Raw genomic sequence first — 15,776 nt, 5'->3', positions numbered from 1 at the left:
TTGTTTAACTTGCATTAACGGCCCTTACCTTAAAACGGGTAAGCTTCATCTTTTGCTTCTAAAACAGCCTTAGTTGCATTAATCATTACCACTGTATCTTCCGCCAAACGATTTAGCCTGAAAATTATTTCATCATCTACAATTTCTCCGTTTAAATAGTCCTTTTCTTCTACAAAGGCATATTTGGGCACTACAATAGCCTTCATGTAGTTGAGTATTGGCTTCAAATGATGTTCTACCATCAAATAATGCTTTGCAGAACCCGCAGTAGCAACTATGCCAATAACCTTGTCCTTAAAAACATCAATCGGGAGCAGGTCGAAGATATTTTTAAGCGTGCCGGGTATGGAGGCCTGAAAAGTAGGCGTTCCAATAATGTAAGCATCAGCACTCATGATTTTTTCGATCACATTCCTGGTATCATCCTGGTAATCTCTAAAGTCTCTTCCATCACTAAACTGAATCTGATAATCTGCTAAATCTATTAATTCAACTGCTATCTCCGGGTTTTTGTCTTTAATACTTTTTAAAACTTGCTTTACGGCTGTACGGGTTTTTGAACCCACAATAGAGCCTGAAATTCCAACTATTCGCATATTTCTTCCTCCTGTTATTTTATTGTTGCCTTACGAACAGCCGGTGCAACTTTTGTAGCTAATAACTCAATTACCCGTGCTATTTTATCAAATGGAATTCCGCCAAAATCAATTTGTGCTAAAAACCGCTGATGCCCGTACAATTCATATTGATACAAAATTTTATCAATAATTTGTTGGGGACTTCCAACCATCATGGCATTCTTAATATTGGCCGACTCGGCAAATTGAGATTTTGGATAACCACTACCGCGTAATAATTGCCATCCACCATTGAGGTATGGATAATAATCTATCAAAGCTTGTTGAGAATCGTCAGCAATATAACACAAGCTGGTTGTACCAACAGGAAGCGATTTTGAATCATGTCCATATTGGTCTGCCGCGCTACGAAAAGCGTCTATAGTTGGTTTGAATGCGGATGATGCCCCCCCTAAAGTAGCCAACGTCATGGGTGATCCAAAATATCCGGCTTTTATAGCACTGGCCGGCGATCCGCCGACACCTCTCCAAATAGGTAATTTCCCGTTTAATGGCTTTGGATATAATTCGGCGTCTTTCAAAGCCGGACGATATTTGCCGCTCCAGTTAATCGGTTGCGACTCGTTTAATTTTAATAGTAAGTCAAACTTTTCTTCAAAAATATCCTCATAATCCCTCAAATTAACGCCCATCAATTCGTACACACCTACCCGTGATGCCCGCCCGGCAATAATCTCTGCCCTGCCATCAGAAAGCAAATCTAATGTTGAAAATTCTTCATACACCCGTACAGGGTCTGAAGTGCTCAAAACCGTAACACCGCTTGTGATTTTTATTTTTGATGTTGCGTTTGCTATCGCACCGAGTATTACCTGATGCGCCTGGCTAACAAAATATTGTTGATGGCTTTCTCCAAGCGCAAAAACATCCAAACCTGCTTCCTCAGCCAACTTTGCGGCAGCTACAAGCTCTTTGATGCGCTGAGCTTCGGTAATGTATTTTCCTGCTACAACATCCGGCATATAATCGCCTAATGAGTAGAGTCCAATCTCCATTCCTTTGCTTTGATCTATTCTATAATTTTCCATAATTCTCAATTGTTAATATTTTATTCAATGCTATATTTTTGGATGATAGACATTAATGCAGCGCTGAATGATAAAACAAAGCTAAAGCGATGCCAGTACGTGTGCATTGATGTATGGTAAGAAATAAATGCGATTTAATGTTGGCGGTTGGTTATAGTAATTCATTGCCTCATTAATATTGCAAATTATTGCTTGTTTATTTTTATTGATTTTTAACTTCAGACCATCCAGGTCCCAAATTTCCCGTTACTGTAATCCTGATAAGCCTGTTCAATCTCCTCGGATGTATTCATTACAAATGGCCCGGCGGACACCACAGGCTCATTAAACGGAAGAGCATGCCCCAACAATATCGACGCGTCGCTTGTTGCTTCCACCATGATATCTTCCCCGTTATGATTGAATTCTACAAGATGCTGTGCTTTTGAAACCTCACCATTAATAATCAGGTCACCTTTAATCACATAAAAGAAAACATTTTGTTCAGTGGAAATAGATTTTATGAATTTTCCTTTTTCCTTCATGTCTATTTGGTAAAGGCTGATATCGACCAGGGGAGAATATACGCCATTGATGCCTTCCCATTTTCCGGCGATAACTTTTACTGATACCTTCCCGTCATCACTTTTAAAAACAGGTATATCAGCTTGTTGAAGATCACGATAAAAAGGATCGATCATTTTGAACTTCGAAGGCAGATTTACCCACAATTGCAGAATTTCAAGATTGCCGCCCTTTTTTTTAAATTTTTCAGAAGACACCTCTGTATGGATAAGACCCTTACCTGCAGTCATCCATTGAACTCCTCCCGGAAGAATTGTTCCTTCAAAACCGCCGCTGTCTTTGTGATAGATATCACCGTCAATAACAATGGTTACTGTTTCGAAGCCACGATGCGGGTGCGGCCCAAAAGGCAATCCATTGTTGTTTGGCTGATAGAATTGCGGCCCATGATGGTTCAAAAATAAAAATGGATCGAGGTAATCAATGGAGGCCGTCGGAATGACACGATAAGTAATTAGATTCCCGATAGGTTCATAAACTGCCTGATGTTGTTTGGCTATAGTTTTCATTTTTTACTTATTTATATCAAATATTCAATAGACTTCTTTACCGTCTGTTATTCAAAAAAGGTTTTGTACAAAAAGACGGTAAAGAAGTTTATTAGATTTTTTAACGGGTACCTTCCTTAAGGCCCAACAATTGCCATTCCCATCTTAAGCCTTGTCCAAAACCGCCTCCGTGTTCTTCAAATAGTTGCATTACCGGGCCGGCAGTTTTTTCTCTTGCCCAATCACGCTGCAATTCGCTAACATATGCCCAGGTTGTCATTGGGATAGCACCTGCCTGTATCATGCGCTGAACTGCCATATCATGTGCTTCCTGGCTTGCACCACCAGAGGCATCGGTAATTATATAAACTTCGTAACCGTCGGCAAGTGCCGAAATAACAGGCATTGTTAAACACACCTCTGTCCATAACCCTGCCATTACCAGTCTTTTTTTGCCTGTTTCCTTAACCCAATCAGTTACTCGTTCGTCTTCCCATGAATTTAGCGTAGTCCGGTCTATAGGATCCTGCTCTGGATATATATCTTTCACTTCTTTAACAATTTCCTGGCGTTCGGCAAAAGCAGAAGTTAACAACAAGGGTATATCAAAAATTTTAGCGGCTTTTGCAACCGCTGTTGTGTTATTAATAACCGTTGCAGCTTCATGTGAGCGGAGGGTTAGCAGTTGCAGGTACTGATGATCGATCAGTAGCAAAGCGTGATTGTCTGGCGATAATAATGAATTAGTTTTCATAATTTTAATAATTTAATTTTTTACTATCAGATAAATCTGATTGATTAATTTGATAGGACAAAATTACAGGGAAGGGCAATGCCAGTCAATTCCAATAAGGAGGAGAAAAGAACCAATATCACCGAAAAAATAATGCTATTGCTTGTTTTTAAATTCTGAAGGGGTTAACCCGCCAAAATGTTTAAAAAAGCGGCTAAAATGAGAACTGGTATCAAATTTTAGATGATCTGCCACCTCTTTAACGCTATAGTTTGAAAAACTTAACAAGAATTGCGCCTCAAGATACAAACGTTTGTTGATCAAATTCAGGGCGTTCATGCCCGTTTCTTGTTTTACCAGGTCGCTTAGATACTTGGGGGAGAGATGTATCAGATCCGCATATTCCTGTACCGTTCTTTTGTCTAAAAAATGGTCTTCTACCAGTTTTCTGAATTGAACTACCAATTGATACTGCCTTACGGGATGTAAGCTGGTATTCATCAGTATATTTTCACACGCCCTGTTTATAGTATAAATCAACTGAACCATCATTAGCTGAATGATTTGTATATGTAATGACTGGCCGTCCAGATATTCTTGTTCCATCTTTTCATACAAAAGCTTTATAGCACGGTAATGCTTCTCGGGTAAAATGTAAAATGGCGCCTGATCCGGGTTTAATTCAAGTAACGTATCAACGATGCATTCTTTCATAAATACACTTGAAATAAATTCTTTTTTAAAGAATATAATATAAGTTAGCAAGTCATCGCTAGCTTGTTCAAACGAACTAAAGTGCTTAGGAGAACTGATGTGCAGTGACTGTGGTACCACGCGGAAGGTATGGGGGCCTACTGTTTTTAAACAACTACCTTGAATGCACAAAACAATACAATAGTGATCAGTTTTAATAGGCAAGGCTTTTTTTAATCCACCATTACTAGTGATAGCAAAATTATTCGGCGAAAACTCATTCTGGTATTTATCCATTCCAAAATTGAGCAGTGCTTTCTTATCAGCTGACTTGTAATATCTAATGGCCGACGAAATATCCAGAACTATATTTTGGGGATTCATATTACCTTTGATTTACTTAAAATCTTAAAATAAATCAAAGGTAATTTAAAACTAGCTAAATCACAAAGCTTCATATGATACCCCTTGATAAATCAATCTTAAATAGCAAAAACCTGCTATCATAATTTATGATACAGGCTTTTGCCAATCTGATTTGTTAACCTGGCTGGCAGTTCTTGAATCTTTTTATGCCGGAGTCTGAATTGATTGGGGAGCAAGTAAAATACAAAAGCCTGCAATCATTGGATTTGCAGGCTTTGTTTGGTTTTGATACCAAAATGTGCGGAGGTAGTTAGAAATTAAATTAACTAATAAACTTATACTTTTTCTTCTTCGAGATAGCCAAACTTTCCAGAATTTACATCTTCGAACGCTTGATCTATTTCCTCTGCAGTGTTCATTACAAACGGACCTTTATGTAATGCATGTTCATTCAATGGCTTTCCATTTAACACCAAAAACTTTGCTTCTTCAGTAGCGCTAATGTCTACTGTTGTACCTTCGTTTTCAAACAGTACAAATTGTTCTTTACCGGCATTAATACCATTTAGTTCAACCTGTCCGCTTAAAATCAATATACCCATATTATATTCCGCAGGAGCAGTGATCTGTATATTGCCCGCTTTATTAAGAATAACATCTAAAATATTCATCTCGCTATAGGTTTTAACCTGGCTGTATTCGTCGCTATAACTCCCGGCAATTACCCTAACCGCGCCGGCGTTATCATTTAATATTACTGTTTTAATTTCGTCTTTAAGAAGTGTTTGATAATTCGGTTCCACAAATTTATTGGCTTTCGGCAATATGGTCCATATTTGCATCATTTGCAGATATCCCCCTTTCCTCGAAAAACCATCCTCAAAATATTCCTTATGTAAAATGCCCTTTCCGGCTGTCATCCATTGTACATCGCCGGGCCCGATAACGCCGGTATGCCCGGCACTGTCTGCATGTGCTATATAACCCTGATAAACAATGGTTACCGGTTCTATTCCGCGATGCGGGTGTACATTTACGCCACGTTTTTTTTCACTGGGTTCATAATACGTTTCCGGCTGATAGTCGATCATATAAAATGGGCTCATCTTATCGCCAAAATTGTTTCCGTTGGGGAAAATATTTATCACTCCTTAAATGCGTCGCCAACAGCATGTTTGTAATGGCTGTTAAAAACGCCTGCAATTTTCCTTTTCATTATTTGATTGGGATTATTAGTCTTACGATATGTTTTTTGCTATTACAGAGTCGACGCTAGCCTTACCACCGCCGTTTATAAATGTGATAATTGCCAACCCAAATAACAAAATGAAATATTCAAAACCTTCGCCTTTTTGGGATACGGCATACCAATTCATAAAAAAGCCATTATGTATATGGGTACTTAACACTACACCTATAAACTCGCAAATAATACAAAATGCGGCAATGCGCGTTGCAAAACCAAAGATTAATAACAGCGATCCGAAGAACTCTATTATAACAACAAGCAATGCCACAAGCCACGGTAAGCCTGCAGGACCGGTAAGAAAACCCATTGATCCGTTAAAGCCATAACCACCAAACCATCCTAATAATTTTTGCGCACCATGCGGAAAAATTACAATACCTAAAGCAAGCCTTGCTACCAATGCCGAAACATTTTGGGGATTAGTTGAAAATAGTTTTTTCATTTGTCTATTGTTTTTAAGGTTAAATAATCAATGGGATTTCAAAATAATATCCTCAAATTGTAGTATAAGGAACAATGTTATAAAGAAGTTATTTTGAAATATTACACTTAGTTAAGGTATAAAAAATAAATTAGTTTAATTCTCTAATTAATTCTTAATTAGAACACTATCTGCTAAATGATAAAACTAAGCTAAAGCGAAGCCAGCCCTTGTACATTGATGTATGGTAAGAAATGATTTATGGTGCGATTTAAAAATGGCGGGTGGCCAGTTCTTTTCTAACCCTGCTAAGGCTTTCGGGTGTAATGCCGAGGTAGGAGGCAATCATCCATTGAGGAACGCGTAGGGTAAGGTTGGGATATCGCTTGATAAATTCCAGATATCTTGCTTCGGCTGTTGCGCCAAGAAGGGTTTCAATCCTGCTTTGCAAATGCCACACATGGTGTTGCAAAATCACCTCATTCTTTTTATAGAAGCCAGGTAATTCTGCGACATAATCTGTATAATGATGATCCATCACGATTACAGTGGTCTCTTCTATAGCTTCAATAATAAGATTGGAGGGCGCACTAAAATACAGGCTGGCTCTGTCACTGATAATGTTGTTTTCAGGGGCGAATTGAATGATGTGTTGCCTTCCTGTCTCATCTATTGAATAAGAACGAAGTAATCCTTTTTCTACAAAATAAGCATAGCTGCGTGTTTCCCCCAATCGTAACAAAAGATAGTTTTTTGGGACGATCTTAACATTTAGCATGGGGAACAGTTGTTCCAGTTGAGAATCAGTCAACTCCAAATTCTTTTTTAAATATTGCAGAAAATTGAGGTTCATTGCAAGCAGCTTTTTACTATAAAGCTACTCAAAATTTCGTGGTTCTTCTATTTTAGCGTTAGGGAAATATAAAAACTTCAATCAAAGCCAATTAGTTTTTTTCTAAAGACGATTCGATTGCTTCTAAGGGCATATCGGGGTCATATTCAAGTATACCTAACATGGAATATTTTCCTGTTGGAACCGTTTTAGGGATCTCTAATTTAACAAGCCTGGTACCTTCCGGGAAAACAGGAAAGCTCTGTTCTTCCAATTTTATTTCATTACCACTGGCTAAATTGGTTAATACCAGTCTCACCTTACAATCAAGCATAGTCATCCCCGAATTAACCATAGTGAAATCATAAAGATCTTTGTTAACCTTGTTTTGTACCAGTGATATTGCTTTAGCCTCTTTTTTAGTTACGTTGGGTGGGGTTTGGTAAACGTGGATCCCTATGCGGTATATTTCTTTTATAGTAGCTTTCATTTTACCGCCTTTATTATCATCGCCGGTTTGCTCTTTTACATTCTGTATAAATATCATAGCCCACTTCATCTCTTTTGTTGCCATAACATCTGCAGGCACATTTAAAGTAACCCTTACATCACGAGATTTTTGCGGTTCAACTTCTATTACCGGGCTATCAAATGATACCCAGTTGGCGCACGAACGTTTTGTGCTGCCAGGAGTAAAATACCTGTGTTCGCCGGTAGTATCCCTAATCCAGTCGCCAAGGGATAACTGGTAGGCCTGCACTTTGTCTGATAAATTAGTAACAGTTAATATTTGTGTTGCGCTTTGACCAGTGCTCCCGTTAAAACTTAAAATGGTTGGGTTTACATTAATCCGCTGGGCCAAAGTCCTTGCAGACAACAGGATTAAGATTATAAAGCAAAAATATTTACTGTGTTGAATAACTTTCATGTTATATGCTAAAGAATAGTCTAAATATAAGGTGTGTCAAATATATATTATATTTATTATTAATTATTTTAGTTTACACATTGATGTTAGATTACTATTTATTAAATAGATATTTGCTTTGTGGTTTTATATGTTATTAAATAATAGCAGGGCCAAATTGCTTGCTATTACGTTAGGAGTTTAGCAAATGTTTTAAAAACATAAATATGTGGTGTTTTAAATAGCGGTGCCGGCGTATCGTTTGCACTAACTTAAGGTACCTAAATTAATTAAAAATTTAACCTGCAATTTTCACTATTGGTAGTTTAATGTATTATGATCAAACATCTTTGGCTTATTTTTTTATTGTTAATATTTTGTGGCTACTGTGCTATTGCACAACCGTCGCCGCCCAGTCCATGTACTGCATCGGGTAATCCTAACATGTCCATAACTGGCAGTACCTCTTTTACTTTCAGTACTTTAAGTTCCTTTAATAGTTCGCAAAGTTCAAATGCCATTCAAATTACATTAAAGTCTAAAAACACGCCTTATACTTTATATATAGCCGGTGTGGTAACTGCATTGGCGGGCTCATCAACCAATACAGTTATTCCTATAAATACCTTTACAGCGGCCGCATCTACCCATGGGTCTGCGCCCGCAACAGTAACTCTTTCAAATTCGTATTTGCCCATTGCTGCTAATACGGGAACTACAGCTAATAATACGGTAACGCAAACTGTTACTATTACACTAAATCCTACTGTGGGAGGCACTAGTGCAATGAATAAATTTACACAAGCCCCCGGAACACACACGCTTACACTCTATTTTTACATTTGTAATTAAAAAGTATGATCATCCGGAAATCCTGTTTAATTACATTACTCCTTTTCGGAGTATTCAACATAAATGCTTTGGCGCAAACTGTTTTTTTATCACAACCCGTAAATATCACAGTGCCAACCGTACTAGACCTTACAACTACTGCCGGCGGGTTAAATAATGTTAATTTCAACACAACAGCTTTGCTTGATAACGGCATTACACTTACCAATGCCACTACTTTTACATATAGCTCCAACAAGGCATGGTACGTTACAATTAAGGCCGCTTCGGCAAATTTTTCAGGGTCATCATCAACGCCAATGCCGGCTTCGGTCATTCAGTACAGGCTTAATGGGTCTGGCGGATCTTTTACTGCGCTTTCTGCTACAGCCGCATCATTAACCGGAACAACCGGTACCAAGAATACGCGGGGAACTTCAACCATCGGCGTCGATTTCTTTTTGAACCCTGGATACGTTTATGCCCCGGCGACCGATTATACCATTACCATCAACTACACCATCAGTAATCTGTAATTAGTAATAAACGCGTTTAGTTTTTTGAAAAGAAGCACAGCGACAGGTTCCAACCTGTGTCAGCTCTACACGTTATATCTGAAAACCTGTGGCGGTAAAAAATGTAAGGTTTGGTTTTTTACTTTCCATCATAAAGTATATATAATATTTCTTATTGATTACATATAATAGTGCGTAATAAGCAATCATGGGGTGTAACTAATTGCTTATATTTCCCCATATTGAGAATATTTATCAGGCTTTACTCAATGTGGTATCAATTGGATATAGTTATAAATTATATATAATTTATATATAAAACACCTATAAATATCAGGTATAACAGTCTTTAATATTTATTGGCTTTGTTGTTGTTTATACGGTTATATCTATAATTTATTTAAAAGAAATATTGATATGAAAAAGACACTGTTACTTTCAGCACTGATGCTAGCCTTAGGAATATCTACCAAGGTTTGTGCTCAAATAGGTACACCTACGCCAACTGCTACAATGGCTGTTCAAATTTCGCAGGTACTTGATCTGAAAGTTACCACCGGTACGGCCCTTACTTTTAATTTTAACAGTATAGCACTGCTGGATGCTGGCATCACGCAAACAAGCGCAGCAACACTTACCTACAGATCCAATCAACCCTGGTATATTAATATCGCGGCAAACTCAGCAAACTTTTCAGGTTCGTCAACCACCCTTATGCCTGCTTCAGTTATCAATTACAGGCTTACCGGAGGATCAACGTTTACACCTTTATCAACAACCGCTACTTCATTAACCGGGAGCACAAGTTCAAAAAATGCAAGAGGTACCGGAACCGTAGCGGTTGATTTCTTATTGAACCCCGGATACGTTTATGCACCGGCGACCGATTACAGCATGACAGTTACTTATACTATAACAACATTATAAAATATATTAACCAGTAAAAATTAAAATTATGAGAAAGTTCCTTTTAGCCGGCTCAATGATAGCTGCATTATTTATCCTAAGCGCATCGTTTGCAAAAGCGCAAGTAACTGTTATACCAAATGGCACCAATATTCCAGCTGGTGGCAGCGGGGTTGGTACACCTGCTCAAACTGCAAATGTTACCACAACTATAGCTACAATTTTAGATTTGGCTGTAACAACAGGGGCAACAGTTCCTATCAACTTCCCTGATATCAACTCACTTGATAATGGTGTTACTGTATCCGGCGCTGTGAGCTTAACTTTCAGGTCGAATTTGCCTTGGTTTGTTAACGTGGCTGCTAATACTACAAATTTTACAGGCGGTGATGCAAATACTCCAATGCCATCAACTATACTATCATACAGATTAGGTAATACTGTTACTTACATTCCCTTTACTACTACAGCATCATCAGTAGTAGGTATAACAGGTGCTAAAGCTGCAAGAGGGGCAGGTACAATAGGTGTAGATTACTATATGAACCCACGTTATGATTTTGGCCCGGGTAATTATGCAATTAGCTTGACATATACCATAAGCAATTTATAATTACCATAAATAATCTATAATTACAGTTAAAAATAATTGATTATGAAAAAGACATTATTTACCCTTGTAATTGTTTTAATAGCATGTGTTATTGTTAAGGCACAATCGGCTACTGCTACCAGTATAGTTACTGCCAAAATACCGGTTGCAATGCAGGTGGCTGTGACTGATGGTGCCGTAGTTAACTTTGATTTCACCGGGCAGACAGCATCCCTTACTACCGGGATACAACAACTGAATGCAGTTATTTTAACCTACAGCAGTAACACGCCCTGGTACATCAACATTAACGCCACAACGCCAAATTTTAGCGGCGGGAGCCTAAGTGCCCCTATGCCATCTTCAGTACTACAGTTTAGAAATAACGCTGGTGGTACCTATGCTCCCCTGGGAACTACGCCATTATCATTAAAAGGCACAACCGGGGCAAAAATACCGCCCGGAGCTAGTACGCTTGGTATAGACATAAAAATGGTGCCCGGTAACACAGTTATACCGGCAACAGACTACACTATAGGCATCATGTACACACTAAGCTGTCTTTAGAGGGCTTAAACTTAGTATTGTGGCTTGCTCCTAAGGGCAAGCCTTTTTTGTTCTAATATAATATCGCCTATATTCACAGTAAAATGGTGCTGATATTAATTTTTAATTTGTAAATTTCGTGAAATACCTAGCTATTAATACTTTATGCGAATTAAGTGCAGACGATCCAAAGTAGAGATACAAGAACCAATAATTATAAAGTGTTAAGAAAAATAAGTGCAGCGCTCTTTTATATAACATGAAAAAGACAATCTTCAAAAGCTGCTTTTTCCTTTTTTGTATTGATTCACCTAAACTTGTAAAAGTTCTACTCGCAATTTGCTTTTTTGTTACATTGTCAACTGAAATAGCTGTGGCGCAGGCAAATCATGATTTTAGGGTGGTTTTTATGAAAGACACCCTGTATCAAACGGGCAATTCTTTTAGTTTCAACCGGGTTACCATTACTAATATCTCTTCTATTAAGCAAGCAATTGGCTTAGATCTGACCGTGCCGGAGAATTGGCAAACATTATTTGATAACCATAAAATATTTCAGCTCGGGCCAAATGAAACATTGGAGTTACCCATCCGCGTGGCAGCATCTTACAGGGCGTTGAGCAATAAATTATACCCTGTAATCTTAACTATAAATAATAGCGCTATTGGTGCTAAAACCGATTATCATTATTTCGCAAAAGTGATGGCTAATGCAAACTGGCGCGCCGCATTAATCAATGCTGATGTTAAGCTAGACCGGATCAACAAAGAAACTTATTTCCAGTTCAGAATTTCAAATACAGGGAACGTGACGCAGCAGTTTGATATAAACTACAAAACAGGTTTAAACCTTACTGTAGCTAAACGTAATAACCATATAAGTTTGCAGGCCGGCAGAGATACAATAATAAGGGTGGGTATCATCGTACAAAAAAAATACCTGCAGGAGTTTAAACCGCAGAATGTGGAAATAGAGATCAGCACTAAGGATAAAAACCAGCAAACCTTTATCCAGCACGTATACAGTAACAATACTGTCTTTTTTGAAAATCCATCGGGTTGGTATACCGCGCCGCTTAGTGTTGAACTGGTTTCTCAAAACTTTAGTAATAAGCAACAGAAAATAAATTATATTAACAGCTCGGGCATCGTATTCCTGGAGAATCAGCGATCCCTTTCTTTTAATTTTCGCTCAGATAATTTTTATACAGAAAATAATGGCGCATCAAACCGGTATTATAATGTCAATTACGCTACAAAGCATTGGAGAGTATCAATAGGAGACCAAACCGAATTTAGCGCTTTTTTAATTGATGGATTTGGGGCAAGAATAGCATATAAAGCCGATAATGGTTACCAAATTGAAGCCGTAGCAGTAAAGAGTCGTGTGGGCAATGCTGATCAGTTTAATTTACGACAAGAATATCTGCTAAATAAATCATCAGGAATAATTAACAATACCGTTTTAAATTTTGATATACAGCAAAAGGAAAATAGCATTTTAAATATTACGGAATATGATAAAGCCTTTGGAAAAGCTGGGCAATTAGCAATTTTAGGCGGATACGGCTGGAATTCTATTAATCAGCCGACATTAACCGCCAATAATACAGGAGCTACAGCCGGCCTTCGTTATAATTACAATTCTCCGATATTTGCCATCAGAACTGACAATAATATTAGCGGCCGCAATTTTCCGGGCCTCGAACGCGGGGTTTCCCGTTCTTCAAACGAATTGCGGTTTATAACGGGTAAATTCTTTTTCGGCGGCATAACTGAATATAATTCCCGCTCGGTAACTTTACCCGACTCCAACAAAATGCTTTCTTTATTTGGGGGAACAACCACAGAATATGGCTTGCGGACCGGGTTTATAAACGGTAGAAGCAGCCTTACCGTTACGGCGTCAATTGTAAATCAATTGCAGGATAGTTTAACAAATATTCCATTTAAATCCAACAAACTGAATATAACCACTGGCTTTGGTTTGCTTAAGAACCTGAATTTTTCTTTAACAGAAAGCGTATCCCGGAGTTTTGCCCAAGGTAGTAACTACATAAAACCAATCGACGCCATCGCGGCATTCGGAACGCTGCAAACCAGAAACAGCGGTGTAAACTTCAGATTGGATAACGGCCCTACCTATTATTCAGATCTGTTTAATTACGTTAGAACAGGAATAAAAACTAACCGTTTTCAAGTCTCGCCGTATGTTGAGCAGGATTTTTTTAAATCTGTACTTACTACGAGAGTGGAGGTGGATTATATCAATGATATTGGTAATCAACTAAAATCATACGGGGCGCGTCTTGATCTGAACATAAATTTAGTAAAAAGCGGTGTATATATCCGCTTTTATGGGAACCGTAATTTTAGCAGAGAGAATAATTTGAATTCCCTGAACGTGAGCATCCGCAAAACGTTTGATCTGCCTTTGATTGGGTTAAGAAAGTATAGCACTTTAAAAGTTATCCTCTTTAAAGATAATAATGGCAACAATATTTATGATTTAGGAGATGAGCCGGTAAATGCGGCAAATATCAGAATAGGCGACCAATATTTTATCACCAACAAGCTTGGCGAGGCTTATTATAAAAATATTAAACCGAAGATCTATTCTATTGATTTGGGCCAGGTAACAAATTTAAAGGGTTGGATAGCCAAAAAAGGGTATAACCAGCAAATCAATTTTGATAAGAGTCAGGATTGGTATATTGGATACGAAAGAAGCAGATTTTTATCCGGGAGTTTAAATCTTGTTAAAGATCCGTTGAGTAAACTGGAGTTTAGTCCTTCAAATATTCGCATTACTGCCATTAGTTCAAAAGGGGAGTCGTATTCAACATTAACAGATGAGAATGGTGCGTTTTTTTTAAATCTGCCTGCCGATACTTATTTAGTACAAATTAATGCAAATGTATTTACCGAAGAGTTTCGTGTGCTACGCGAAAATTTAAACGCCGATCTGACAACTAAAAGCGAAGAAGCCCTGGTTTTTGAAGTCAGGGAACGCAAACGGACCATAAATATCCGCAAAAATAAAAGCAACTGAGTATAGTTTATTTTGATGATGTAAAGAAAATTAGGGCGTTGCAATTAGGTAATAATTTAAATTTCTTGTTTCAATTTCCAATTGAAACAATGCGCAACCAAGAGAGGGAAACTAGTGGGAGCGGGGCTACAGCAGCACGGGGGTGGAAATTTTAATAATAATATTTGAAACAATATTATTATATTTTATATTCTACTATAATGTTGCAGCTATCTAAGTATGCAAAAAATATAAACAATGATAGGGAAATGGCTTTCCAAGTTAGGCGCAATTTCGTTGTCCCTGGTTTCTTTATTGCCTTTTTGGCTTTTATACGTTGTATCCGATATTTTATTCATATTTCTTTATTATATATTTAGCTATCGCAAAGCGGTAGTGCGTGAAAACCTGCGGAACGCCTTTCCCGAAAAATCAGAAATGGAACGCCTGATTATTGAGCGAAAGTATTTTGAATACCTGGCCGACCTGGCGATGGAAACGATCAAGTGCATCAGTATTTCAAAAAAAGAAGTACAACGCCGCATGGTTCCGACTAACCCAGAATTAATGCAATATTATTTTAGCAAGGGAAAAAGTATTATTGCCGCGGCCGGTCATTATTGTAACTGGGAAATGGCCACTTTAAGCTTTGGTTTTTTGACCGACAAACGGAGGGTAATTGTTTATAAAACACAATCGAATATTGTTTTTAATGATTTTTTTAACCGGACGCGTTCCCGGTTTGGGGCAACCATGGTTGCCATGAAACAAGCCCTGCGGAAAATGATCGAACATAAAAATGAATTAACCTTTACTGTGCTGGTGTCTGATCAAACACCTGCCAGTAGTGAAGTTAACTATTTTACCATGTTCCTTAATCAGCCCACAGCTGTATTCCTGGGCATTGAAAAGCTTACTAAAGTGATAGACTGCGTGGTAATATTTTATAGAATAGATTATATAAAAAGAGGATATTATACTTATACCTTAGTGCCTTTGGTTGAAAATCCAAAACAAACTAAGCCTTATGAGATTACCAATATTCATGTAAGATACCTTGAAACTTTAATTAGGGAGAAACCGCAATATTGGTTATGGTCGCACAGGAGATGGAAAAAAAAGCCGGAGATTGCAATATAAATGTACACCATGCAAAGTTCGTTGTGTAAATCTTATAAGATTTATCTTTCGTAACTAAATATATTTTAGGTTACTACCAATAAAATAACCGCCCAAACAGCTATAAAGAAGAATCCAGCAAAAACTTCATTCTTATTTTTTTTAAGCGTCTTAGTTATAAAAGTTATATAAAACACCCAGCCTAAAAAAATGATAGCCATAATTGGCGCCATCAATACTCTCATAATGTTTTAATTGAAAGTATAAAGTTAAATATTATTCTCTTTATATTTCAAAAATAAAATTTGCGAGTTCTA

General features: G+C 37.7%; 17 protein-coding genes. 6 read left to right on the top strand and 11 right to left on the bottom strand.

The window, feature by feature from the left end; translation table 11 throughout:
• Positions 1-29 precede the first annotated feature (29 nt).
• The 11 genes from JWP71_RS09590 to JWP71_RS09540 all read right to left on the bottom strand — a co-directional run bounded on the left by JWP71_RS09590 (position 30) and on the right by JWP71_RS09540 (position 8,698).
• Complete coding sequence (locus JWP71_RS09590; RefSeq protein WP_299499096.1) at positions 30-596, bottom strand: NAD(P)H-dependent oxidoreductase; 567 nt, start codon at positions 594-596, stop codon at positions 30-32.
• A 14-nt stretch (positions 597-610) separates the two neighbouring features.
• Complete coding sequence (locus JWP71_RS09585) at positions 611-1,666, bottom strand: LLM class flavin-dependent oxidoreductase (RefSeq protein WP_299499095.1); 1,056 nt, start codon at positions 1,664-1,666, stop codon at positions 611-613.
• Positions 1,667-1,884: 218 nt separating this feature from the next.
• Positions 1,885-2,739, bottom strand: a complete 855-nt coding sequence (locus JWP71_RS09580) for a pirin family protein (protein ID WP_299499093.1) — start codon at positions 2,737-2,739, stop codon at positions 1,885-1,887.
• Between the two features lie 100 nt (positions 2,740-2,839).
• The gene (locus tag JWP71_RS09575; protein WP_299499091.1) at positions 2,840-3,472 is read right to left on the bottom strand and encodes a hydrolase; all 633 of its coding nucleotides are present in this window, start codon (positions 3,470-3,472) and stop codon (positions 2,840-2,842) included.
• A gap of 135 nt (positions 3,473-3,607) precedes the next feature.
• Positions 3,608-4,528, bottom strand: a complete 921-nt coding sequence (locus JWP71_RS09570) for an AraC family transcriptional regulator (protein ID WP_299499088.1) — start codon at positions 4,526-4,528, stop codon at positions 3,608-3,610.
• 317 nt (positions 4,529-4,845) lie between these two features.
• Positions 4,846-5,658 carry a pirin family protein gene (locus JWP71_RS09565; RefSeq protein ID WP_299499086.1) on the bottom strand — a complete coding sequence of 271 codons (813 nt, stop codon included), beginning with the start codon at positions 5,656-5,658 and terminating at the stop codon, positions 4,846-4,848.
• A 90-nt stretch (positions 5,659-5,748) separates the two neighbouring features.
• Positions 5,749-6,201, bottom strand: a complete 453-nt coding sequence (locus tag JWP71_RS09560; protein ID WP_299499084.1) for a DoxX family protein — start codon at positions 6,199-6,201, stop codon at positions 5,749-5,751.
• Between the two features lie 250 nt (positions 6,202-6,451).
• Positions 6,452-7,033, bottom strand: coding sequence for a Crp/Fnr family transcriptional regulator (locus tag JWP71_RS09555; RefSeq protein ID WP_299499082.1), 582 nt, complete (start codon positions 7,031-7,033; stop codon positions 6,452-6,454).
• 91 nt (positions 7,034-7,124) lie between these two features.
• Complete coding sequence (locus JWP71_RS09550; RefSeq protein WP_299499080.1) at positions 7,125-7,889, bottom strand: Fn3-like domain-containing protein; 765 nt, start codon at positions 7,887-7,889, stop codon at positions 7,125-7,127.
• Positions 7,890-8,302: 413 nt separating this feature from the next.
• Positions 8,303-8,440 (bottom strand): hypothetical protein, encoded by a 138-nt coding sequence (locus JWP71_RS09545; RefSeq protein ID WP_299499077.1) that lies wholly within the window; start codon positions 8,438-8,440, stop codon positions 8,303-8,305.
• A gap of 30 nt (positions 8,441-8,470) precedes the next feature.
• A complete protein-coding gene (locus JWP71_RS09540; protein WP_299499075.1) occupies positions 8,471-8,698 on the bottom strand; it encodes a hypothetical protein in 228 nt (75 codons plus the stop codon).
• Positions 8,699-8,839: 141 nt separating this feature from the next.
• On the opposite strand from JWP71_RS09540, the gene JWP71_RS09535 reads away from it, so the two are divergent.
• From JWP71_RS09535 to JWP71_RS09510, 6 genes are all read left to right on the top strand, one after another.
• On the top strand, positions 8,840-9,286 hold the full coding sequence (locus JWP71_RS09535) for a hypothetical protein (RefSeq protein ID WP_299499073.1): 447 nt from the start codon (positions 8,840-8,842) through the stop codon (positions 9,284-9,286).
• A 396-nt stretch (positions 9,287-9,682) separates the two neighbouring features.
• On the top strand, positions 9,683-10,192 hold the full coding sequence (locus JWP71_RS09530; protein WP_299499071.1) for a hypothetical protein: 510 nt from the start codon (positions 9,683-9,685) through the stop codon (positions 10,190-10,192).
• Positions 10,193-10,220: 28 nt separating this feature from the next.
• The gene (locus JWP71_RS09525; protein WP_299499069.1) at positions 10,221-10,784 is read left to right on the top strand and encodes a hypothetical protein; all 564 of its coding nucleotides are present in this window, start codon (positions 10,221-10,223) and stop codon (positions 10,782-10,784) included.
• Positions 10,785-10,826: 42 nt separating this feature from the next.
• On the top strand, positions 10,827-11,330 hold the full coding sequence (locus JWP71_RS09520) for a hypothetical protein (RefSeq protein WP_299499067.1): 504 nt from the start codon (positions 10,827-10,829) through the stop codon (positions 11,328-11,330).
• Between the two features lie 334 nt (positions 11,331-11,664).
• A complete protein-coding gene (locus JWP71_RS09515; protein ID WP_299499065.1) occupies positions 11,665-14,361 on the top strand; it encodes a hypothetical protein in 2,697 nt (898 codons plus the stop codon).
• Positions 14,362-14,598: 237 nt separating this feature from the next.
• A complete protein-coding gene (locus tag JWP71_RS09510) occupies positions 14,599-15,480 on the top strand; it encodes a lysophospholipid acyltransferase family protein (RefSeq protein WP_299499063.1) in 882 nt (293 codons plus the stop codon).
• Positions 15,481-15,776: the final 296 nt, after the last annotated feature.

Origin of the sequence: Mucilaginibacter sp. (genome assembly GCF_028287845.1) — a bacterium.
In the GTDB taxonomy this organism is placed as follows: domain Bacteria; phylum Bacteroidota; class Bacteroidia; order Sphingobacteriales; family Sphingobacteriaceae; genus Mucilaginibacter.
The sequence above is the reverse complement of the archived record's forward strand: the minus strand, read 5'-3'. Positions and strand labels throughout refer to the sequence as shown.

Coding starts and splice junctions, on each gene's coding strand:
- JWP71_RS09580 (WP_299499093.1), bottom strand. CDS start 2,739: ATGAAAACTATAGCCAAACAACATCAGGCAGTTTATGAACCTATCGGG.
- JWP71_RS09570 (WP_299499088.1), bottom strand. CDS start 4,528: ATGAATCCCCAAAATATAGTTCTGGATATTTCGTCGGCCATTAGATAT.
- JWP71_RS09555 (WP_299499082.1), bottom strand. CDS start 7,033: ATGAACCTCAATTTTCTGCAATATTTAAAAAAGAATTTGGAGTTGACT.
- JWP71_RS09585 (WP_299499095.1), bottom strand. CDS start 1,666: ATGGAAAATTATAGAATAGATCAAAGCAAAGGAATGGAGATTGGACTC.
- JWP71_RS09545 (WP_299499077.1), bottom strand. CDS start 8,440: ATGGCATTTGAACTTTGCGAACTATTAAAGGAACTTAAAGTACTGAAA.
- JWP71_RS09530 (WP_299499071.1), top strand. CDS start 9,683: ATGAAAAAGACACTGTTACTTTCAGCACTGATGCTAGCCTTAGGAATA.
- JWP71_RS09510 (WP_299499063.1), top strand. CDS start 14,599: ATGATAGGGAAATGGCTTTCCAAGTTAGGCGCAATTTCGTTGTCCCTG.
- JWP71_RS09590 (WP_299499096.1), bottom strand. CDS start 596: ATGCGAATAGTTGGAATTTCAGGCTCTATTGTGGGTTCAAAAACCCGT.
- JWP71_RS09560 (WP_299499084.1), bottom strand. CDS start 6,201: ATGAAAAAACTATTTTCAACTAATCCCCAAAATGTTTCGGCATTGGTA.
- JWP71_RS09525 (WP_299499069.1), top strand. CDS start 10,221: ATGAGAAAGTTCCTTTTAGCCGGCTCAATGATAGCTGCATTATTTATC.
- JWP71_RS09520 (WP_299499067.1), top strand. CDS start 10,827: ATGAAAAAGACATTATTTACCCTTGTAATTGTTTTAATAGCATGTGTT.
- JWP71_RS09575 (WP_299499091.1), bottom strand. CDS start 3,472: ATGAAAACTAATTCATTATTATCGCCAGACAATCACGCTTTGCTACTG.